The organism is Pseudomonas entomophila, assembly GCF_029193575.1.
Taxonomy (GTDB): domain Bacteria; phylum Pseudomonadota; class Gammaproteobacteria; order Pseudomonadales; family Pseudomonadaceae; genus Aquipseudomonas; species Aquipseudomonas entomophila_G.
Genome location: NZ_JARGCS010000047.1, coordinates 102470 through 123115 on the forward strand (window position 1 = coordinate 102470; position 20646 = coordinate 123115).

Here is a 20646-nt window from a genome sequence, read left to right on the forward strand (position 1 = left end):
CAAGAATTACTTGCAATAATGGCGCCCAATCAGTTCTCGGCCCATCTCGAGAGGCCATGGAGAACGCGACTTCTTTTTCTTCATCAGGTCCGGCCAGCATGACTCGTACTCAACCTTCCGCTTCGCCAACCACGTCGCGCGCCTGGCGCGCCATCGCCGCGCTGCTGTTCAGCCTGGTGCTGGCCCCGGTCGCCATGGCCGAAGAGCCCACCGCCAACGCTGCAACCGCACCCGCGGCGGCCAGCGCGCCGGCAGCGGCAGGCGGCGAGCAGGCACCGGTTGAGGCCACCCCCGTCGACGCCCAGGCGCCGGCAGGCGACAACGTCGAAGCGCTGGTCGAAGACACCTCGCTGGGCATGGCCCACGACCTGTCCCCCTGGGGCATGTACAAGAACGCCGACGTCGTGGTGAAGGCCGTGATGATCGGCCTGGCCATCGCCTCGATCATCACCTGGACCATCTGGATCGCCAAAGGCTTCGAGCTGATGGGCGCCAAGCGCCGCCTGCGTGGCGAGATCGCCGTGCTGAAGAAGTCGGCCAGCCTGAAAGACGCCAGCGACGTGGCGAACAAGGAAGGCACCCTGGCCCATACCCTGGTGCATGATGCCCTCGAGGAGATGCGCCTGTCGGCCAATGCCCGCGAGAAAGAAGGCATCAAGGAACGCGTGAGCTTCCGCCTGGAGCGCCTGGTCGCCGCCAGCGGCCGCAACATGAGCAGCGGCACCGGCGTGCTCGCGACCATCGGTTCCACCGCGCCGTTCGTCGGCCTGTTCGGCACCGTGTGGGGCATCATGAACAGCTTCATCGGCATCGCCAAGACCCAGACCACCAACCTCGCCGTGGTCGCCCCGGGCATCGCCGAAGCCCTGCTGGCCACCGCCCTGGGCCTGGTCGCGGCGATCCCTGCCGTGGTCATCTACAACGTCTTCGCCCGTTCCATCGCCGGCTACAAGGCCCAGGTCTCCGACGCCTCGGCGCAGGTGCTGCTGCTGGTCAGCCGCGACCTCGACCACCAGGCTGGCGAGCGCGCCGCCCCGCACATGGTGAAAGTGGGGTAAGCCATGGGCCTGCATCTCAACGAAGGTGGCGACGACCTCGCCGAGAACCACGAAATCAACGTCACGCCGTTCATCGACGTGATGCTGGTACTGCTGATCATCTTCATGGTGGCCGCGCCGCTGGCGACGGTCGACATCAAGGTCGACCTGCCCGCCTCCACCGCCAAGCCGGCGCCGAGGCCCGAGAAGCCGGTGTTCGTCAGCGTCAAGGCCGACAAGAAACTGTACGTCGGCGACGACGCGGTGGCCCAGCCCGAGCAGCTTGGCGCGATGCTCGACGCCAAGACCAAGGGCGACAAGGAAACCACCATCTTCTTCCAGGCCGACAAGGGTGTTGACTACGGCGACCTGATGGAAGTGATGAACACCATGCGCGCGGCGGGCTACCTCAAGGTCGGCCTGGTCGGGCTCGAGACGGCAGCCAAGAAATGACCAAGACGCGCTCCAACCTGGCGCGCTACGGCGGCAGCCTGGCGATCGTGCTGGCGCTGCACGTCATCGCCGTGCTGCTGACGCTCAATTGGTCGGTGCCGCAAGCCATCGAGCTGCCCCCCGCGGCGATGATGGTCGAGCTGGCGCCGCTGCCCGAGCCGGCGCCGCCGCCACCGCCCAAAGCCGCTCCACAGCCACCGGCGCCGGTCGAAGAACCGCCGCTGCCCAAGCTGGTGGAGGCACCCAAGCCGAAGATCGCCATCGCCAAGCCGCCCAAGCCGCAGCCCAAGCCCCAGCCGCCCAAGCCCGAGAAGAAGCCTGAGCCGCCGAAGGACGAGCCACCGGCCAAGGAACAGGTCGCGGACACGCCGCCCAGCAACACGCCACCGCAGAAGTCGGCGGCACCGGCGCCGAGCATCGCGTCCAACAGCAACGCCCTGCCGAGCTGGCAGAGCGACCTGCTGCGCCACCTGGCGAAGTACAAGAAGTACCCGGACGACGCGCGCCGCCGCGGCCTGCAAGGCATCAACCGGCTGCGCTTCGTGGTCGACGCCGAAGGCAAGGTGGTGTCGTACGCCCTGGCCGGCGGTTCCGGCAGCGCCGCGCTCGACCGCGCCACGCTGGAGATGATCCGCCGCGCCGGGACAGTGCCCAAGCCGCCGGCGGAATTGCTGAACAACGGCACGATCGAGGTAGTGGCGCCCTTCGTCTACTCGCTGGACAAACGCTGATACTTTGCTTCTGTCACAAAACCGCAAGTCTGATAACGTGCGTCTATCGATTGCACCCGCTATGCTGGGCCCGCAACTTCATGGACGCACGTTATGACCCTCACTGAACTCCGCTACATCGTCACACTCGCCCAGGAGCAGCACTTTGGCCACGCCGCCGAGCGTTGCCACGTCAGCCAGCCGACCCTGTCGGTCGGTGTGAAGAAGCTTGAGGACGAGCTGGGTGTGCTGATCTTCGAACGCAGCAAGAGCGCCGTGCGCCTGACCCCGGTCGGCGAGAGCATCGTCGCCCAGGCGCAGAAGGTCCTTGAACAGGCCCAAGGCATCCGCGAACTGGCCCAGGCCGGCAAGAACCAGCTCACCGCCCCGCTGAAGGTCGGCGCCATCTATACCGTCGGCCCGTACCTGTTCCCGCACCTGATCCCGCAGCTGCACCGCGTGGCGCCGCAGATGCCGTTGTACATCGAAGAGAACTTCACCCACGTGCTGCGCGAGAAGCTGCGCAACGGTGAGCTGGACGCGGTGATCATCGCCCTGCCGTTCAACGAGGCCGACGTGCTGACCCTGCCCCTCTACGACGAACCGTTCTGCGCGCTGATGCCCAGCGACCACCCGTGGACCGCGCGGGACACCATCGACACCGCGATGCTCAACGACAAGAGCCTGCTGCTGCTCGGCGAGGGCCATTGCTTCCGCGACCAGGTGCTGGAAGCCTGCCCCACCCTGAACAAGGGCGGCGAAGGCGCCAAGCACACCACGGTGGAGTCCAGCTCGCTGGAGACCATCCGCCACATGGTCGCCTCGGGCCTGGGGGTGTCGATCCTGCCGCTGTCGGCGGTGCACAGCCACCACTACGCACCGGGGGTGATCGAGGTCCGGCCGCTGACCGCGCCCGCGCCGTTCCGCACCGTGGCCATCGCCTGGCGCGCCAGCTTCCCGCGGCCGAAGGCCATCGAGATCCTCGCCGACTCGATCCGCCTGTGCTCCGTGGCCAAGCCGCCCGTGGAACAACCGGCCTGATCCCATGACCGAGCTGTCGAGGGTGCCGGTCACCGAGCTCAAGGGCGTCGGCGAGGCCATGGCGGAAAAACTCGCCAAGGTGGGCCTGGAGAACCTGCAGGACCTGCTGTTCCACCTGCCCCTGCGCTACCAGGACCGCACCCGCGTGGTGCCCATCGGCCAGTTGCGCCCCGGCCAGGACGCGGTGATCGAGGGCGTGGTCAGCGGTGCCGACGTGACCATGGGCAAGCGCCGCAGCCTGGTGGTGCGCCTGGGGGACGGCAGCGGCAGCCTGAGCCTGCGCTTCTACCACTTCAGCAACGCGCAGAAGGAAGGCCTCAAGCGCGGCACCCACCTGCGCTGCTACGGTGAAGCCCGCCCCGGCGCCTCGGGCCTGGAGATCTACCACCCGGAATACCGCGCGCTCAACGGCAACGAGCCACCGCCGCCAGTGGAACAGACCCTCACGCCGATCTACCCGACCACCGAAGGCCTGACCCAGCAACGCCTGCGCCTGCTGTGCCAGCAGAGCCTGGGCATGCTCGGCCCGCGCAGCCTGCCCGACTGGCTGCCCGACGAGCTGGCCCGCGACTACCACCTGGCGCCGCTCGACGACGCCATCCGCTACCTGCACAACCCGCCCGCCGACGCCGACCTCGACGAGCTCGCCGAGGGCCAGCACTGGGCCCAGCATCGCCTGGCCTTCGAGGAGCTGCTGACCCACCAGCTGTCGCAGCAGCGTCTGCGCGAAAGCCTGCGCACCCTGCGCGCGCCCGTGCTGCCCAAGGCCAGCCGCTTGCCCGCGCAGTACCTGGCCAACCTCGGTTTCGCCCCCACTGGCGCGCAACAGCGGGTCGGCAACGAGATCGCCTACGACCTCAGCCAGCCCGAGCCGATGATGCGCCTGGTGCAGGGCGACGTCGGCGCCGGCAAGACCGTGGTCGCCGCCCTCGCCGCCCTGCAGGCGCTGGAAGCCGGCTACCAGGTGGCGCTGATGGCGCCCACCGAGATCCTCGCCGAGCAGCACTACATCACCTTCAAGCGCTGGCTCGAACCGCTCGGCCTGGACGTCGCGTGGCTGGCCGGCAAGCTCAAGGGCAAGGCCCGCGCCAGCGCCCTGGAGCAGATCGCCGGCGGCGTGCCGATGGTGGTCGGTACCCACGCGCTGTTCCAAGAGGAAGTGAAGTTCCAACGCCTGGCCCTGGCGATCATCGACGAACAGCACCGCTTCGGCGTGCAGCAGCGCCTGGCCCTGCGCCAGAAGGGCGTGGCCGGTGAGCTGTGCCCGCACCAGTTGATCATGACCGCCACCCCCATCCCGCGCACCCTGGCGATGAGCGCCTACGCCGACCTCGACACCTCGGTGCTCGACGAACTGCCACCTGGCCGCACCCCGGTGAACACCGTGCTGGTGGCCGACAGCCGGCGCTTCGAGGTGGTCGAACGGGTGCGCGCGGCCTGCGCCGAGGGGCGCCAGGCGTATTGGGTATGCACCTTGATCGAAGAGTCCGAGGAGCTGACCTGCCAGGCTGCCGAAAGCACCTTCGAGGAGCTCGGCAGCGCGTTGGGCGAGTTGCGCGTGGGGTTGATCCACGGGCGCATGAAACCCGCCGAGAAGGCCGCGGTGATGGCCGAATTCAAGGCCGGCCAGTTGCAACTGCTGGTGGCCACCACGGTGATCGAGGTCGGTGTGGACGTGCCCAACGCCAGCCTGATGATCATCGAGAACCCCGAGCGCCTGGGCCTGGCGCAACTGCACCAGTTGCGCGGTCGGGTCGGCCGGGGCAGCGCGGTGAGCCATTGCGTGTTGCTCTACCACCCGCCGCTGTCGCAGATCGGCCGCGAACGCCTGGGGATCATGCGCGAGACCAACGACGGCTTCGTCATCGCCGAGAAGGACCTCGAGCTGCGCGGCCCCGGCGAGATGCTCGGTACCCGCCAGACCGGCCTGTTGCAGTTCAAGGTCGCCGACCTGATGCGTGACGCCGACCTGCTGCCGGCGGTGCGCGATGCCGCGCAGGCGCTGCTGGCCCGCTGGCCCGAACACGTCAGCCCGCTGCTCGACCGCTGGCTGCGCCACGGCCAGCAATATGGCCAAGTGTGACGCCGGTCCCATAAGGCGCCCAGCTTGGCCCTCAGGCTGGTTATACTTCGCGTTTACAAAGAAAAGATTGGATACAGACCATGACTGAAGTGGCCCTGGACACTGCAACCCCGCATGCACCGTCGGTCATCCGGCTGTTGCTCGACAAGCTCGGCGTGGCCTACCACGAGGTGGCGGAGCATCCGCAGCTGCTAGCCGCGTCGCGCGTTCAGGCGATTCTGCTCGACGATGAAGTCGGGGCGCTCATGGTGCTGTTCCCGCAGAGCCAGCTGCTGGACCTCAAGCTCCTCGAGGAGCTGACCGGGCGCAAGCTGGTGGCGGTGCCGCTGGCGCGCCTCAAGCACATGCTCGACAAGCACGCGCTCAAGGCCCTGCCTGGCATTCCGGCGCTGACCAGCTCGCCATGCCTCTACGAGAAAAGCCTGCTCGACGCGAACACCCTGCTGATCGAGTCGGGCGAGAAGGGCGTGCTGCTGGAAATCAAGCGTGATGATTTCAAGCGCATGCTGACCAAGGCCAGCGCTGGTAATTTCGGCGTGGAGGTCAAAGACATCGAGCGCAACCTCGACCGGCCGCATGACGACACCCAGGAAATTTCCAACGCGGTGCAAGCGTTCACCGCCCGGCGCATCCAGAAACGCCTGGAAGAAACCATCGAGATCCCGCCACTGGCCGATACCGCGCAGAAGATCATCAAGCTGCGTGTCGACCCCAACGCCAGCGTCGACGACATCACCGGCGTGGTGGAAACCGACCCGGCGCTGGCCGCGCAGGTGGTCAGCTGGGCCGCCTCGCCCTACTACGCCTCACCCGGCAAGATCCGCTCGGTGGAAGACGCCATCGTCCGCGTGCTGGGCTTCGACCTGGTGATCAACCTGGCCCTGGGCCTGGCCTTGGGCAAGACCCTGAGCCTGCCCAAGGACCACCCGCAACAGGCCACGCCGTACTGGCAGCAGTCGATCTACACCGCCGCGGTGATCGAGGGCCTGACCCGCGCCATGCCGCGCGCCGAGCGCCCAGAGGCGGGCCTGACCTACCTGGCCGGGCTGCTGCACAACTTCGGCTACCTGCTGCTGGCGCACGTGTTCCCACCGCACTTCTCGTTGATCTGCCGACACTTGGAGGTCAACCCGCACCTGTATCACAGCTACGTGGAACAGCACCTGCTGGGCATCAGCCGCGAGCAGATCGGTGCCTGGCTGATGAAGCTGTGGGACATGCCGGAAGAGCTCTCCACCGCCCTGCGCTTCCAGCACGACCCGGCCTACGACGGCGAATACGCCGCCTTCCCCAACCTGGTGTGCCTGGCCACTCAACTGCTGCGTTCGCGGGGCATTGGTTCGGGGCCGCAGGAGGAGATTCCCGACGCGCTGCTGGAGCGCCTGGGGCTGACCCGCGACAAGGCCGAGGATGTGGTGAGCAAGGTATTGGAGGCCGAGGCGCTGCTGCGCGAGCTGGCGTCGCAGTTCCACACCCCGCATTGAGCATTGCAGGCGCCCTATCCCCCTGTGGACGCGGGCGTGCCCCGCGATGGGCGCCGCCCGATCTCAGCCCTTCTTCTTCGGTTTCAGGTACTTCATCAGCCCCTGGAACCAGATCACCAGCGCCGGGTTGCCCTTGATCTGGATGGCCTTGTCCTGAATCCCCTGCATGAATGCCAGCTGCTTGTTGCTGGCCTGCAGGGTGGCGAAGCCAAAGGCGGCGTCCTTGAAGGCGATGGCGAACGCCGGTTGCGGGTGCAGGCCACCCTTGCTGCTGATGCGCTCGCCACTGACGATGAAATGCCGGGCGACCTTGCCGTCCAGGGTCTGCATCTGGAACACCAGGTCCTTGTCACGCAATTGCTGCTGGAACGCCGGGTTGCTGCGGCTGGCCTTGGCCATCAGCAGCCCCATGGCCCAGAGAAGAAAGCGGAACTTCATCAACGCGCCTCGATTAAAAAATGACTGAGGCGCGCAGTTTAGCCTTTTCTCGAACTTTTTATGCAAGTTCGCTGCAAACCCCTGTATTTCCACCCCAGAAAGCATAACGGGCGCCAGAGGCGCCCGTTCGAATTGACACTGGGGAGTATCAGGGTTCGATCACTTCTTCTTGGCGGCAGCCTTGGCAGGCTTGGCCGGGGTATTGACGCTGTCGCGCAGGTTCTTGCCAGGCTTGAACGCCACGGTATTGCTGGCTTTGATTTTCACCGGTTGACCGGTTTGCGGGTTCTTGCCAGTGCGGGCACCACGATGGCGTTTCTCGAAAGTGCCGAAGCCGACCAGGGTAACCGTGTCCTTGTCCAGGGCACCGGTAATGCTGTCGAGAATCGCGTTCAGCACCTGATTGGCCTTTTCCTTGGTCAGATCGGCCTTTTCGGCGATGACGGCGGCGAGTTCTGGTTTACGCATAGTGAAGCCTCTTTGACGGGATTTTTTGTTGTTATGCCGTGCTGCCTGCGAAAGCAGCGCTCAAGGCGCCGCAGGCTCTAATCTGCGGCAGACGCGAGTGAGAATGGCACGCCGTCCGAGGCCGCGCCAGTAGCTGAGTGGCCATTGTCGCGGTAAGAACAGGTCAAAACCGACAGAACGACCTCCATTTACGCCATCAGCGGTGGCAACTGCCGGTTCAGCGCCAACTTCTCCATTACCGCCGTGCCCGTCAGGGCGTAACCCAGCAGCTGGCCGTCTGCATCGCGGCACAGCACCTTGAGGTCGCTGCCCTCGCCCTCCACCTGCCATGCGCCCTCAAGCCCGGCGGGCGGGGGCGAGACCACCAGCGGGCAGGCAGGCGTCTTCACGGTGACCGGCATCGGGCCGTAGCTGACCGCCGTGGGGTTGCCGGCGAGGGTCTGGGCCAGGGCGCGGGCGCAGGTCATCAGCGGCATCACGTAGAGCAGGTTGATGCCGTCGACCTCGGCACAGTCGCCGAGGGCGAAGATATGGCTGTGGGAGGTGCGCAGCTCACGATCGACCACCACACCGCGGTTGACCCGCAGGCCCGCTGCCGCGGCCAGGTCGGTGCGCGGGCGCAGGCCGATGGCCGAGACCACCAGGTCGCAGGGGATCACGCTGCCGTCGGACAAATGCGCTTGCAGGGCGTCGCCCGCGTGTTGCAGGCGGTTCAGCACCGGGCCCAGGTGGAAACGCACACCCAAGCCCTCGAGCCCGGCCTGCACCGCACCCGCGGCCGCCGGGTGCAGCAGGGTCGGCATGACCTGCTCGCACGGCGCCACCACCTCGACCTGGTAGCCGCCCAGGCTCAGGTCGTTGGCGAACTCGCAGCCGATCAGGCCGGCGCCCAGCACCAGCACGCGCCGTTTACCGGCCGCTGCGGCGCGAAAGCGCGCGTAGTCTTCCAGGTCGTTGATCGGGAAGATCAAGCCACCCGCGTCGCCCTCGACCGGCACCTGCACGGTCTGCGCGCCCCAGGCCAGCACCAGGTCGCGGTACTCGATGGCTTCCTCGCCAACCCACAGGCGCTTGTGGCCCGGGTCGATGCCGCTGATGCGGGTGTGGGTGCGGATCTCGGCCTTGAGCTGCTCGGCCATGGCGCCCGGCTCGGCCATGCACAGGCCGTCGGCGTCCTTCTGCTTGGCGAAGCCGGTGGAGAGCATCGGCTTGGAGTAGGAACGACCATCGTCGGCGGTGATCAGCAGCAGCGGCGTTTCAGCGTCGAGCTTGCGGAACTCGCGGGCCAGGTTGTAGCCGGCGAGGCCGGTACCGATGATCACCACGGGGGACGTCATGTCGTGCTTCCTCTAACTAGGGCTTTACGGGGGCGATCAGCCGATGGCGATCATTTCGAAGTCGCTCTTGCCGACACCGCAGTCAGGGCACAGCCAGTCTTCCGGCACGTCTTCCCAGCGGGTGCCAGGGGCGATGCCGTCGTCCGGCCAGCCCTCGGCTTCGTCGTAGATCAGGCCACAGACGATGCATTGCCATTTCTTCATGGGGGTGGGTTCCTCGTTCAGGCTCGGTTTGCGGGTGACGCTGTTATGGTTTTGCCGGGCCACGCCCGGGTGGCAGGCTTTGTATCGGCCCTGCCAGCAGTATGCAAGCAATCCGGGCAATCATGCTAAGCTCGCCGCCTCTCTGGTTGTAACAAGCATACCGACGTGCCGTACGAAACCTCGCAAGCAGCCGCCGTCGCGTGGCTGGCGCATTCGCAGCTGGCTGACGACGTGACCCAACCGACCCTGGACTGGCTCTTCGACCAGGGCTCCCTGACCCGCCGCCTGACCCGCCTGTCCCACGACCACTTCCGTGTCACCCCGTTGTTCGAGGGCTGGCAGGCGCTGCGTGACGATGAATGCGCGGCCCTGGGCCTGGCAACCGGGGAGCAGGGTTGGGTGCGTGAAGTGTACCTGCGCGGCCATGAGCAGCCCTGGGTGTTCGCCCGCAGCGTGGCCAGCCGCAAGGCCCTGGAGCGCGGCGGCCTGGACTTGGAAACCCTGGGCAACCGCTCGCTCGGCGAGCTGCTGTTCTGCGACCAGGCCTTCATTCGCCACCCCATCGAGGTGTGCACTTATCCACAGGCGTGGCTACCCGCCGACGTCGCCGGCGCCGGGCTCTGGGGCCGGCGCTCGCGCTTCGAGCGCGACGGCCTGCAACTGCTGGTGGCCGAGGTGTTCCTGCCGGCGATGTGGCACGCGGCCAAGGAGGAATCGCGCTGATGTACCTGCAACTGCTCAAGTCGCTCAACCGCCTGCACCCGCGCGCCTGGGACTTCATCCAGCTCAGCCGCCTGGACCGCCCGATCGGCATCTACCTGCTGCTGTGGCCGACGCTGACGGCAGTGTGGATCGCCGGCAACGGCTCGCCGACCCTGGCCAACGTGCTGATCTTCGGCCTCGGCGTGGCGCTGATGCGCGCCGCTGGCTGCGCGATCAATGACTTCGCCGACCGCAAGGTCGATGGCCACGTCAAGCGCACCGCCGACCGCCCCCTGGCCAGCGGTCGGGTGAAGCCCCGCGAGGCGGTGCTGCTGTTCGTCATCCTCACTGCGGTGAGCTTCCTGCTGGTGCTGTGCACCAATGCCACCACCGTCTGGCTGTCGTTCGGCGGCGTGGCCCTGGCATTCTGCTACCCATTCATGAAGCGCTACACCTATTACCCGCAGGTGGTGCTGGGCGCGGCGTATTCCTGGGGCATCCCCATGGCCTTCACGGCGGCGGGTGGCGAGCTGCCGGCGGCGGCGTGGCTGCTGTACATCGCCAACCTGCTGTGGACGGTGGCGTTCGATACCTACTACGCAATGGTCGACCGCGACGACGACCTGAAGATCGGCGTGAAGTCCACGGCCATCCTGTTCGGCGAGGCCGACCGGGCGATCATCCTGGCCTTGCAGTTGCTGTCGCTGGGCTGCCTGCTGCTGGCGGGTAGCCGCTTCGAGCTGGGCGGGTGGTTCCACCTGGGGCTGCTGGGCGCGGTGCTGTGCTTTGCCTGGGAGTTCTGGTCGACGCGCAGGCTGGACCGGGAGTCGTGCTTCAAGGCGTTCCTGCACAACCATTGGGCGGGGTTGTCGATCTTCGTCGGGGTGGTGGTGGACTACGCGCTGCGCTGAATGGAGGAGCGGGCTCGCCCCGCGATTGCGGTGGTGGATTCACTGACGCAATCGCGGGCAAGCTCGCGCCTACAGAGGCCGCGCACGCTTCAGGTCAGGGTTTGGCGATGTGCCAGACGTCCTTCACGCCGTCACCGGTCTTGTCCCCGGCTTTCTTGTCCTTGACGAAGGTGTACAGCGGCTTGCCGTCATAGGCCCACTGCATCGCGCCGTCGTCACGCTTGATCTGCGACCACTTGCCCTCGGCTTTCTCGCCATCCTTGACCAGCAGCGGCGGCCAGTTGGTGGCGCAGTCGCCGTTGCACACGGACTTGCCGCCGGCATCCTTGCCGAAGGTGTACAGCGTCATGCCGTTGTGATCGACCCACATGCCGTCCTTTTCCTCAGCATGGTGGGCCATCGCCAACCCCGGCAGTGCCAGCGTAGCGAAAAGGGCCATCCAGCTCAGCGTATGTCGTGTCATTGGAATCACCATCGTATCGGGGGTGGAATGCGTTCGAGTACCGCCGCGGCGGCCTCCTGAAGCCTAGCCCAGTCACGCAATGTCGCCAGAACGGCCAACGCCCTGTCACACAGCTGCAATAATTCCGTTATCTAATGCGGGCCAAGACACCGTTCCTGGGAGAGGTTTTGAGCATGGTTGGCAGAAACATTCTGATAGTCGACGACGAAGCGCCGATTCGCGAGATGATCGCCGTTGCATTGGAAATGGCCGGCTATGACTGCCTGGAAGCGGAAAATTCGCAGCAGGCCCACGCCATCATCGTCGACCGCAAGCCGGACCTGATCCTGCTCGACTGGATGCTGCCAGGCACCTCGGGCATCGAGCTGGCCCGCCGCCTGAAGCGCGACGAGCTGACCGGCGACATCCCGATCATCATGCTCACCGCCAAGGGCGAAGAGGACAACAAGATCCAGGGCCTGGAAGTCGGCGCCGACGACTACATCACCAAGCCGTTCTCGCCGCGCGAGCTGGTGGCGCGCCTGAAGGCCGTGCTGCGCCGCACCGGCCCGAGCGACAGCGAGGCGCCGATCGAGGTCGGCGGCCTGCTGCTCGACCCGATCAGCCACCGCGTGACCATCGACGGCAAGCCCGCCGAGATGGGCCCTACCGAATACCGCCTGCTGCAGTTCTTCATGACCCACCAGGAGCGCGCCTACACCCGTGGCCAACTGCTCGACCAGGTCTGGGGCGGCAACGTCTACGTCGAGGAGCGCACCGTCGACGTGCACATCCGCCGCCTGCGCAAGGCGCTGGGTGAGGCGTACGAAAATCTGGTACAAACCGTCCGGGGCACCGGCTACCGCTTCTCGACCAAGAGCTGACAAGCCCGAAAGCCAAGCCGCACGCCGCTGTACAAGGACTGTCAATTGAACCAGAACTGGCACTCGACCCTGATTCGCCACCTGCTGCTGCTGACCACCGTCTGCCTGATCGGCGGGCTGGTCAGCGGCCAGTACGGCTGGAGCCTGGCCATCGGCCTCGCGCTGTACCTGGGCTGGACCCTCAAGCAACTGCTGCGCCTGCACGAATGGCTGGGCAACCACCAGCCCGACGAGGCACCACCCGATGGCTATGGCCTGTGGGGCGAGGTGTTCGACAGCATCTACCACCTGCAACGCCGCGACCAACGCGTGCGTGGCCGCCTGCAAGCGGTGATCGACCGCGTGCAGGAGTCCACCGCGGCCCTGCGCGACGCGGTGATCATGCTCGACAGCGAAGGCAACCTGGAATGGTGGAACCGCGCCGCCGAGACCCTGCTGGGCTTCAAGACCCCGCAGGATGGCGGCCAGCAAGTCACCAACCTGGTCCGCCACCCGCGCTTCAAGGAATACTTCGAGGCCGAGAACTACGCCGAGCCGCTGGAGATCCCCTCGCCGATCAACGACCGTATGCGCGTGCAACTGCACATCACCCGCTACGGCAACAACGAGCACCTGATGCTGGTGCGCGACGTCACCCGCATCCACCAGCTCGAACAGATGCGCAAGGACTTCGTCGCCAACGTGTCCCACGAGCTGCGCACACCGCTGACGGTGATCACCGGTTACCTGGAAACCTTGCTGGACAACGTCGAGGACGTGAACCCACGCTGGAGCCGCGCGCTGCAGCAGATGAGCCAGCAGGGCGCGCGCATGCAGACATTGCTCAACGACCTGCTGCTGCTGGCCAAGCTCGAAGCCACCGACTACCCCTCGGACAACCAGCCGGTGCTGGTCGATGGGCTGTTGCAGTCGATCAAGGCCGACGCCCAGGCGCTGTCCGGGCCACGGCAGCAGCACATCACCCTGGAGGCCGCGCCGGGCGTGCGCCTCAAGGGCAGCGAGTCGGAGCTGCGCAGCGCCTTTTCCAACCTGGTGTTCAACGCCGTCAAGTACACCCAGGAGGGCGGCAACATTCGTATCCGCTGGTGGGCCGATGAACAGGGCGCGCACTTGTCGGTGCAGGATTCGGGGATCGGCATCGACGCCAAGCACCTGCCGCGCCTGACCGAACGCTTCTACCGGGTCGACTCCAGCCGCGCCTCCAACACGGGCGGCACCGGGCTGGGGCTGGCGATCGTCAAGCACGTGCTGCTGCGTCATCGCGGGCGCCTGGAGATCAGCAGCGTGCCGGGGCACGGCAGCACGTTCACCTGTCATTTTGCGCCGGCACAAGTGGCGGCGGTGAAAGGCTGAGACCCGCAGGGGCTGCTGCGCAGCCCAATCGGGGGACAAGACCGCGATGGGGTCACACAGCCACCTCGGTGAACCGCTCCCCTTTGCTTTTAACCCCCCAGCCGCTACATTGGCTGCTTCTTTTTCAAAGACGGACCCCCGTAACCCCCCATCATGGACCCTTCCCCTGGCATCAGCCTCACCTCTCTGTTCGCCGATTTCGGCATGATTCTCTTTGCGCTGTTCCTGGTGCTGCTCAACGGCTTCTTCGTTGCCGCCGAGTTCGCCATGGTCAAGCTGCGCTCCACCCGCGTCGAGTCCATCGCCGAACTGCACGGCTGGCGCGGCACCATCCTGCGCAAGGTGCACAACCAGCTCGACGCCTACCTGTCGGCCTGCCAGCTGGGTATCACCCTGGCCTCGCTGGGCCTGGGCTGGGTCGGCGAGCCGGCGTTCGCCCACCTGCTCGAGCCGCTGCTGTCCTACCTGGGCGTGAACACGCCGGAGCTGGTCAAGGCGATCTCGTTCTTCGTCGCGTTCTTCGTCATCTCGTACCTGCACATCGTGGTCGGCGAGCTGGCGCCCAAGTCCTGGGCGATCCGCAAGCCCGAGCTGCTGTCGCTGTGGACCGCCGTGCCGCTGTACCTGTTCTACTGGGCGATGTACCCGGCCATCTACCTGCTCAACGCCAGCGCCAACACCATCCTGCGCATCGCCGGCCAGGGCGAGCCGGGGCCGCACCACGAGCACCACTACAGCCGCGAGGAGCTCAAGCTGATCCTGCACTCCAGCCGCGGCCAGGACCCCAGCGACCAGGGCATGCGCGTGCTGGCCTCGGCGGTGGAGATGGGCGAGCTGGAGGTGGTCGACTGGGCCAACTCCCGCGAGGACATGGTGGTGCTCGATGCCAAGGCGCCGCTCAAGCAGATCCTGGCGATGTTCCGCCGCCACAAGTTCAGCCGTTACCCGGTGTACGACGCCGAGCGCGAGGAGTTCACCGGCCTGCTGCACATCAAGGACCTGTTGCTGGAGCTGGCCGACCTCGACCACATTCCCGAGAACTTCGACCTCGACGACCTGACCCGCCCGCTGGAGCGCGTCTCGCGGCACATGCCGCTGTCGCAGTTGCTGGAGCAGTTCCGCAAGGGCGGCGCGCATTTCGTGCTGGTGGAGGAAGCCGACGGCAAGGTGATCGGCTACCTGACCATGGAAGACGTGCTGGAAGTGCTGGTCGGCGACATCCAGGACGAACACCGCAAGGCCGAGCGCGGCATCCTCGCCTACCAGCCGGGCAAGTTGCTGGTGCGCGGTGACACGCCGCTGTTCAAGGTCGAGCGCCTGCTCGGCATCGACCTGGACCATATCGAGGCGGAGACGCTGGCGGGGTTGGTGTACGAGTCGCTCAAGCGCGTGCCCGAGGAAGAGGAAGTGCTGGAGGTCGAGGGCCTGCGCATCATCATCAAGAAGATGAAGGGGCCGAAGATCGTGTTGGCCAAGGTGCTCAAGCTCGATTGAGCCGGCGGCTCAAGGATTCCCCGCCGTGAAATCCGGCAGCCCGCCAATCGGCCGGTCGAAGCGGTAGGGAATCGACTCCAACGCCAGCCCGACGTTGCGCTGCACCACGAAATGCAGGTGCGGCCCGCTGCTGTTGCCGGTGTTGCCCGACTTGGCCAGCACCGCCCCCTGCGCCACCCGCTGCCCCTCGCCGACCACCACCGAGCCGCGCATCAGGTGCAGGTACACGCCCATGGTGCCGTCGGCGTGCAAGATCCTCACGAAATTGCCCGACGGGTGCGTGCCGCGCCCGCTCTGGTGGTTCTCCACCTTCACCACCACGCCACCGCGCGCGGCGACGATCGGCGTGCCCTCGGGCATGGCGATGTCCATGGCATAGCGGCCCTTGGGGCCGAAATGGCTGTAGCGCCCGTTCGGCCCCTGGCTCAGGCGGAACGGCCCACCCTGCCAGGGGAACGGGTAGCGATAGGCCTGCGGCCGCTGGGCGGGGTCGCCCATGGCGTGGCGGAACTTGGTCTGGTACGCCAGTCGGCTGCCGGGGCGCGCCATCACCACGCTCAACAGCAGGGTCGAACGCGGCGCCACCACCCGCCGCACGATGCGCGGCGCATTGCCACCCTGGGCGTTGGCCAGGCGCTCCAGGCGCAACTCCACTTCCACCGGGGCGAACAGGTCGTTGCGCGCCAGGAAGCGCACGCCACCGGCAAAGGCCTCGCTGTGCAGGCGAATATGCTCGTCCAGGCGCTCGACCATCGGCTCGCGCAGGGCCATGGCCCGGGCACCGGGGCTGGGTTGGTAGGAATAGGACGCCACACCGTAGGTGTCGGTGGTGGTGTAGAGGGTCATCGCCAGGCCCGACGCCGAGGCCGTGAGCAAGATAAAGAACAGCAGTAGGCGGGCGGGCATGATGGTGGCTTTTTGACAGTTATTATGTCTGGAAGCCTAGCAGCGGGATTTCGATGGGGTATGGCAGTTGGTCGGGCGGTGAAGCGATGGCGGGGCAAGCGCTCGCCTGTAGGCGCGCTTGCCCCGCGATAGGGCCGGCTCAGGCGCCGGGGGTGAAGTGCTTCTGCGCCGTGCCGCGAGCGATCAGCCGCGAGAGGTAGTCCAGCTTCTGCGCATCCTGGTCGACGAACTTGAAGGTCAACTGCAACCAGTCGCTTTCAGGCTTGGGCTCCAGCGCCGCGATGGCATGCAGGTAACCATTCAACCGCGCGACCTCGGCGTTCTCGCCTTGCTCCAGGTCCAGCACCGCGCCTTCCAGCACCTGCGGCAGAGTTGCGCTGCGGCGTACCACCAACAGCGCTTCCTTGAGGCTCAGGGCCTTGATCACGCACGGCTGGGTGCCGCTCGACAGCCGCAACTGCCCTTGACCGCGCCCGGTCTGGGCCGCCGCCGCCGCCGCGCTCTGCGGGGCCGGGGCGCTGATCAGCGGCTTGGCCGCCGCCGGTGCCGGTGCGGGCGCCACCTTCACGGCCTCCGGCTTTCCGCCGGTCAGGGCGCTCAACGAATCGTTGGCGAACGCCGAATTGACTCGTGCCGGCGCGCTGGCCACCAGGGCGTCGAGCTTGCCGATCTTGGTCAGGGACTTCTTCACCTTGGTCAGCAGCTGCTCGTTGGTGAACGGCTTGCCGACGAAGTCCGAGACCCCGGCCTGGATGGCCTGGATCACGTTCTCCTTGTCACCACGGCTGGTCACCATGATGAACTGCAGGGCTTTCATCTCTTCCTGCTGACGGCACCAGGTCAGCAGTTCAAGGCCCGACATCTCAGGCATTTCCCAGTCGCACAGGACCAGGTCGAAACGTTCCTTGCTCAGCATGGCCATGGCCTTGCGGCCATTGACCGCATCTTCGATGACCATGCCGGGGAAGGCATTGCGCAGGCACTTCCTCACCAGGTCGCGGATGAACGGCGCATCGTCCACGACCAGCACATTGACTTTACTCATCGATACTCCTCTTGAATCCCGACTAGCATACCGCCGACTGATGGCTATTTGCCAAACCACTGGTCACGCCGGGACAGCTCAAGAACGTTCGCGGGTGCCTGCTGGATGCCCCACCAAGAACGAAAACGCCCGGACGAGGCCGGGCGTTGATGCGCGGGAGCAATACTATTTATCGTCCGGTTCAGCCGGAACATTAGCGCTTTCAGCCGCTTCGCCGGTATCGCCCTCGACCTCGGCCTTCATGCGCTTGAGGCCCAGGTGGCGCACGTCGGTGCCGCGCACCAGGTAGATCACCAGCTCCGAGATATTGCGCGCGTGGTCGCCGATACGCTCCAGCGAACGCAAGGCCCAGATGACGCTCAGCACCCGCGAGATCGAGCGCGGGTCTTCCATCATGTAGGTCACCAGCTCGCGCAGGGCGGTCTTGTACTCGCGGTCGATGGTCTTGTCGTACTGGGCCACCGACAGCGCCAGCTCGGCATCGAAGCGGGCGAAGGCGTCCAGGGCGTCACGGACCATGTTGCGCACCTGGTCGCCGATGTGGCGCACCTCGACGTAGCCGCGCGGCGACTCGCCCTCCTCGCACAGTTGGATGGCGCGGCGGGCGATCTTGGTGGACTCGTCGCCGATGCGCTCCAGGTCGATCACCGACTTGGAAATGCTGATGATCAGGCGCAGGTCGGAGGCGGCCGGCTGGCGACGGGCGAGGATGCGCACGCACTCCTCGTCGATGTTGCGCTCCATCTGGTTGATCTGCTCATCGACCTCGCGCACCTGCTGGGCCAGGCCCGAGTCGGCCTCGATCAGCGCGGTGACGGCGTCGTTGACCTGCTTCTCGACCAGGCCGCCCATGGCCAGCAGGTGGCTGCGCACCTCTTCGAGCTCGGCGTTGAACTGCTGGGAGATGTGATGCGTAAGGCTTTCTTTGTTGATCATGCTTTCGCTCCGCGAAGAAGCTGCGAGCCTCAAGCTGCAAGCTTCAAGTGGTTCGTGTCGTTCCCTGGCCTGGTGCTAGCCACTGCTCTTGCAGCTTGCAGCGTGAAGCTTGCAGCTGCGCCAAACGCGCCTTAGCCGTAACGACCAGTGATGTAGTCCTCGGTCTGCTTCTTCGCCGGGTTGGTGAACAGGGTATCGGTATCGCCGAATTCGATCAGCTTGCCCATGTACATGAACGCGGTGTAGTCCGACACCCGCGCCGCCTGCTGCATGTTGTGGGTGACGATGACGATGGTGTACTTGGATTTCAATTCGTAGATCAGCTCTTCGACCTTCAGCGTCGAGATCGGGTCCAGCGCCGAGCACGGTTCGTCGAGCAGCAGCACTTCCGGCTCCACGGCGATGGTGCGGGCGATCACCAGACGCTGCTGCTGGCCACCGGACAGGCCCAGGGCCGAGTCGTGCAGGCGGTCCTTGACTTCCTCCCACAGCGCCGCGCCCTTCAGGGCCCACTCGACGGCCTCGTCGAGCACGCGCTTCTTGTTGATGCCCTGGATGCGCAGGCCGTACACCACGTTCTCATAGATGGTCTTGGGGAACGGGTTGGGCTTCTGGAACACCATGCCAACGCGGCGACGCAGTTCGGCGACGTCCTCGCCCTTGCGGTAGATGTTGTTGCCGTACAGGTTGATGGCGCCTTCCACGCGGCAACCGTCGACCAGGTCGTTCATGCGGTTGAAGGTGCGCAGCAGGGTCGACTTGCCACAGCCGGACGGGCCGATGAAGGCGGTCACGCGCTGCTTGGGGATGTTCATCTTGACGTCGTACAGCGCCTGCTTGTCGCCGTAGAACAGGGACAGGCCCGGGACCTCGATGGCCACGGTCTCTTCGGCCAGACGCAGGCTCTGCTTGTCGCGGCCCAGGGCCGACATGTCGATGCCGTGGGCGTGGGATTCTTGCTGCATGGTCAACTCCATACGCTATCAATTCGTTTCAAGGGGCCGCCCGGCTGGCGGGCGGCGCGCTGGCAATCAGGGTCAGCTGTCGAGGGCCTTGTACTTCTCGCGCAGGTGGTTACGGATCCACACCGCCGAGAGGTTGAGGGTGGCGATCACCAGCACCAGCAGCAGCGCGGTGGCGTACACCAGCGGCCGCGCGGCCTCGACGTTGGGGCTTTGGAAACCGACGTCGTAGATGTGGAAGCCCAGGTGCATGATCTTCTGGTCCAGGTGCAGGTAGGGGTAGTTGCCATCCACCGGCAGCGACGGCGCCAGTTTCACCACGCCCACCAGCATCAGCGGCGCCACTTCGCCGGCGGCGCGGGCCACGGCGAGGATCATGCCGGTCATCATCGCCGGGCTGGCCATCGGCAGGACGATCTTCCACAGCGTCTCGGCCTTGGTCGCGCCCAGGGCCAGCGAGCCTTCGCGCACGGTCCGCGGGATCCGCGCCAGGCCTTCCTCGGTGGCCACGATCACCACCGGCACCGCCAGCAGCGCCAGGGTCAGCGAGGCCCACAGCAGGCCCGGGGTACCCAGGGTAGGCGCCGGCAGCGACTCGGGGAAGAACAGCCGGTCGATCGAGCCGCCCAGCACGTAGACGAAGAAGCCCAGGCCGAACACGCCGTAGACGATCGCCGGAACACCGGCCAGGTTGTTCACCGCGATGCGGATCAACCGGGTCACCGGGCCCTGCTTGGCGTATTCACGCAGGTACACCGCCGCCAGCACGCCGAACGGGGTGACGATCACGGCCATGATCAGGGTCATCATCACGGTGCCGAAGATCGCCGGGAAGATACCGCCCTCGGTGTTGGCTTCACGCGGGTCGTCGCTGAGGAACTCCCAGACCTTGGCGAAGTAGGCACCGAGCTTGGTGGTGATCGACATGCCGTTGGGCTGGATGGCATGCACCACCTTGCTCAGGTTGATCTCCACCTGGCGGCCATTGCCATCGCGGGCCACCAGGCTGTCGCGGGCGAAGGCCTGGTGCAGGCCGGTGAGGCGCTCTTCGATGGCCTTGTAGCGGCTGTTCAGCTCGGCGCGCTCGGCCTCGATGTCGGCCTGGGCGGCGGCGTCCAGCTTGCCGTCCAGCTCCAGCTTGCGGCTGTGCAGGCGCAGGCGCTCCAGGCCATGGTTGATGGCGCCGATGTCCTTCTTCTCCAGGCTCTGCAGCTGGTCGTTCAGCTCGCTGGCGCGCTTGAGGCGGCTTTGCAGCTCGTTCCACGCGCTTGGGCCTTCGGCGACCACGCGGCCTTCTTCCTTGACGCTGACCAGGTAGCCGTAGAAGTTGCCCCACTCGCGGCGCTCCAGGGCGATCAGGTCGACCGGCTTGCGCTGGTCCACCAGCCATTCGCCGACCAGCCAGGTGAAGTCGCTGCCGTTGAGGTCGCGGTTACCGACCTTGACCAGCTCGCGGGTCATGAACTCCGGGCCCTGGTCGGGCACCGGCAAGCCGGCGCTCTTGAGGCGCTCACGCGGCACTTCTTCCTTCTGCACCACTTCGCCGACGATCACATGGTCGGCCTGGCCCGGTACCTTGTAGGTGGCCTGGACCAGGTCGGCTGGCCAGAAATGGCCCAGGCCGCGCACGGCGATCACTGCCAGCAGGCCGACGGTCATGATCACCGCCATGGCGACCGCGCCACCGCTGATCCACACGCCGGGAGCACCGCTCTTGAACCAGCCTTTGAGGGAATCCTTTTTCACGGATCTCTAC

General features: G+C 66.2%; 21 protein-coding genes. 11 read left to right on the plus strand and 10 right to left on the minus strand.

Annotated elements, in window-relative coordinates:
* The first annotated feature begins 98 nt into the window (after nucleotides 1-98).
* The 6 genes from exbB (at nucleotide 99) to P0Y43_RS21975 (ending at nucleotide 6808) form a co-directional block, all read left to right on the plus strand.
* Nucleotides 99-1058, plus strand: a complete 960-nt coding sequence (gene exbB, locus P0Y43_RS21950; RefSeq protein ID WP_275639370.1) for a tonB-system energizer ExbB — start codon at nucleotides 99-101, stop codon at nucleotides 1056-1058.
* Nucleotides 1059-1061: 3 nt separating this feature from the next.
* The gene (exbD, locus tag P0Y43_RS21955; protein WP_275639371.1) at nucleotides 1062-1490 is read left to right on the plus strand and encodes a TonB system transport protein ExbD; all 429 of its coding nucleotides are present in this window, start codon (nucleotides 1062-1064) and stop codon (nucleotides 1488-1490) included.
* On the plus strand, nucleotides 1487-2221 hold the full coding sequence (locus tag P0Y43_RS21960) for an energy transducer TonB (RefSeq protein ID WP_275639372.1): 735 nt from the start codon (nucleotides 1487-1489) through the stop codon (nucleotides 2219-2221). The genes exbD and P0Y43_RS21960 overlap by 4 nt, the downstream gene beginning before the upstream one ends.
* A 93-nt stretch (nucleotides 2222-2314) precedes the next feature.
* Nucleotides 2315-3241: a hydrogen peroxide-inducible genes activator gene (locus tag P0Y43_RS21965; protein WP_275639373.1), complete on the plus strand. Its 927-nt coding sequence runs from the start codon at nucleotides 2315-2317 to the stop codon at nucleotides 3239-3241.
* Between the two features lie 4 nt (nucleotides 3242-3245).
* Nucleotides 3246-5324 carry an ATP-dependent DNA helicase RecG gene (gene recG / locus P0Y43_RS21970; RefSeq protein WP_275639374.1) on the plus strand — a complete coding sequence of 693 codons (2079 nt, stop codon included), beginning with the start codon at nucleotides 3246-3248 and terminating at the stop codon, nucleotides 5322-5324.
* 80 nt (nucleotides 5325-5404) lie between these two features.
* Nucleotides 5405-6808 carry an HDOD domain-containing protein gene (locus tag P0Y43_RS21975; RefSeq protein ID WP_275639375.1) on the plus strand — a complete coding sequence of 468 codons (1404 nt, stop codon included), beginning with the start codon at nucleotides 5405-5407 and terminating at the stop codon, nucleotides 6806-6808.
* A 63-nt stretch (nucleotides 6809-6871) separates the two neighbouring features.
* Here P0Y43_RS21975 and P0Y43_RS21980 read toward each other — a convergent pair whose 3' ends face one another.
* The 4 genes from P0Y43_RS21980 to P0Y43_RS21995 all read right to left on the minus strand — a co-directional run bounded on the left by P0Y43_RS21980 (nucleotide 6872) and on the right by P0Y43_RS21995 (nucleotide 9255).
* On the minus strand, nucleotides 6872-7246 hold the full coding sequence (locus P0Y43_RS21980; RefSeq protein ID WP_275639376.1) for a helicase: 375 nt from the start codon (nucleotides 7244-7246) through the stop codon (nucleotides 6872-6874).
* Between the two features lie 159 nt (nucleotides 7247-7405).
* On the minus strand, nucleotides 7406-7714 hold the full coding sequence (locus P0Y43_RS21985; protein WP_275639377.1) for an HU family DNA-binding protein: 309 nt from the start codon (nucleotides 7712-7714) through the stop codon (nucleotides 7406-7408).
* A 188-nt stretch (nucleotides 7715-7902) separates the two neighbouring features.
* The gene (locus tag P0Y43_RS21990) at nucleotides 7903-9051 is read right to left on the minus strand and encodes an NAD(P)/FAD-dependent oxidoreductase (protein WP_275639378.1); all 1149 of its coding nucleotides are present in this window, start codon (nucleotides 9049-9051) and stop codon (nucleotides 7903-7905) included.
* 36 nt (nucleotides 9052-9087) lie between these two features.
* Nucleotides 9088-9255: a rubredoxin gene (locus tag P0Y43_RS21995; protein ID WP_011536423.1), complete on the minus strand. Its 168-nt coding sequence runs from the start codon at nucleotides 9253-9255 to the stop codon at nucleotides 9088-9090.
* 165 nt (nucleotides 9256-9420) lie between these two features.
* Between P0Y43_RS21995 and P0Y43_RS22000 the strand changes: the two genes are divergently transcribed.
* Nucleotides 9421-9978 carry a chorismate--pyruvate lyase family protein gene (locus P0Y43_RS22000; RefSeq protein WP_275639379.1) on the plus strand — a complete coding sequence of 186 codons (558 nt, stop codon included), beginning with the start codon at nucleotides 9421-9423 and terminating at the stop codon, nucleotides 9976-9978.
* The gene (gene ubiA, locus P0Y43_RS22005; protein WP_275639380.1) at nucleotides 9978-10868 is read left to right on the plus strand and encodes a 4-hydroxybenzoate octaprenyltransferase; all 891 of its coding nucleotides are present in this window, start codon (nucleotides 9978-9980) and stop codon (nucleotides 10866-10868) included. Before P0Y43_RS22000 ends, ubiA begins: the two co-directional genes overlap by 1 nt.
* Before the next feature lie 94 nt (nucleotides 10869-10962).
* Here ubiA and P0Y43_RS22010 read toward each other — a convergent pair whose 3' ends face one another.
* A complete protein-coding gene (locus tag P0Y43_RS22010; protein WP_275639381.1) occupies nucleotides 10963-11331 on the minus strand; it encodes a COG4315 family predicted lipoprotein in 369 nt (122 codons plus the stop codon).
* Nucleotides 11332-11504: 173 nt separating this feature from the next.
* Between P0Y43_RS22010 and phoB the strand changes: the two genes are divergently transcribed.
* The 3 genes from phoB to P0Y43_RS22025 all read left to right on the plus strand — a co-directional run bounded on the left by phoB (nucleotide 11505) and on the right by P0Y43_RS22025 (nucleotide 15041).
* Nucleotides 11505-12194, plus strand: coding sequence for a phosphate regulon transcriptional regulator PhoB (gene phoB / locus P0Y43_RS22015; protein ID WP_003253341.1), 690 nt, complete (start codon nucleotides 11505-11507; stop codon nucleotides 12192-12194).
* A 45-nt stretch (nucleotides 12195-12239) separates the two neighbouring features.
* Complete coding sequence (gene phoR, locus P0Y43_RS22020) at nucleotides 12240-13547, plus strand: phosphate regulon sensor histidine kinase PhoR (protein ID WP_275639382.1); 1308 nt, start codon at nucleotides 12240-12242, stop codon at nucleotides 13545-13547.
* A gap of 153 nt (nucleotides 13548-13700) precedes the next feature.
* Nucleotides 13701-15041, plus strand: coding sequence for a hemolysin family protein (locus tag P0Y43_RS22025; RefSeq protein WP_275639383.1), 1341 nt, complete (start codon nucleotides 13701-13703; stop codon nucleotides 15039-15041).
* A 9-nt stretch (nucleotides 15042-15050) separates the two neighbouring features.
* Here P0Y43_RS22025 and P0Y43_RS22030 read toward each other — a convergent pair whose 3' ends face one another.
* From P0Y43_RS22030 to pstA, 5 genes are all read right to left on the minus strand, one after another.
* The gene (locus P0Y43_RS22030; RefSeq protein ID WP_275639384.1) at nucleotides 15051-15947 is read right to left on the minus strand and encodes a M23 family metallopeptidase; all 897 of its coding nucleotides are present in this window, start codon (nucleotides 15945-15947) and stop codon (nucleotides 15051-15053) included.
* A 139-nt stretch (nucleotides 15948-16086) separates the two neighbouring features.
* The gene (locus P0Y43_RS22035) at nucleotides 16087-16992 is read right to left on the minus strand and encodes a response regulator (protein WP_275639385.1); all 906 of its coding nucleotides are present in this window, start codon (nucleotides 16990-16992) and stop codon (nucleotides 16087-16089) included.
* Between the two features lie 165 nt (nucleotides 16993-17157).
* Nucleotides 17158-17928: a phosphate signaling complex protein PhoU gene (phoU, locus tag P0Y43_RS22040; RefSeq protein ID WP_275639386.1), complete on the minus strand. Its 771-nt coding sequence runs from the start codon at nucleotides 17926-17928 to the stop codon at nucleotides 17158-17160.
* 131 nt (nucleotides 17929-18059) lie between these two features.
* Entirely contained in the window at nucleotides 18060-18893 is an 834-nt protein-coding gene (gene pstB / locus P0Y43_RS22045; RefSeq protein WP_275639387.1) for a phosphate ABC transporter ATP-binding protein PstB, read from the minus strand.
* A 72-nt stretch (nucleotides 18894-18965) separates the two neighbouring features.
* Nucleotides 18966-20636: a phosphate ABC transporter permease PstA gene (gene pstA / locus P0Y43_RS22050; protein WP_275639388.1), complete on the minus strand. Its 1671-nt coding sequence runs from the start codon at nucleotides 20634-20636 to the stop codon at nucleotides 18966-18968.
* Nucleotides 20637-20646 lie beyond the last annotated feature (10 nt).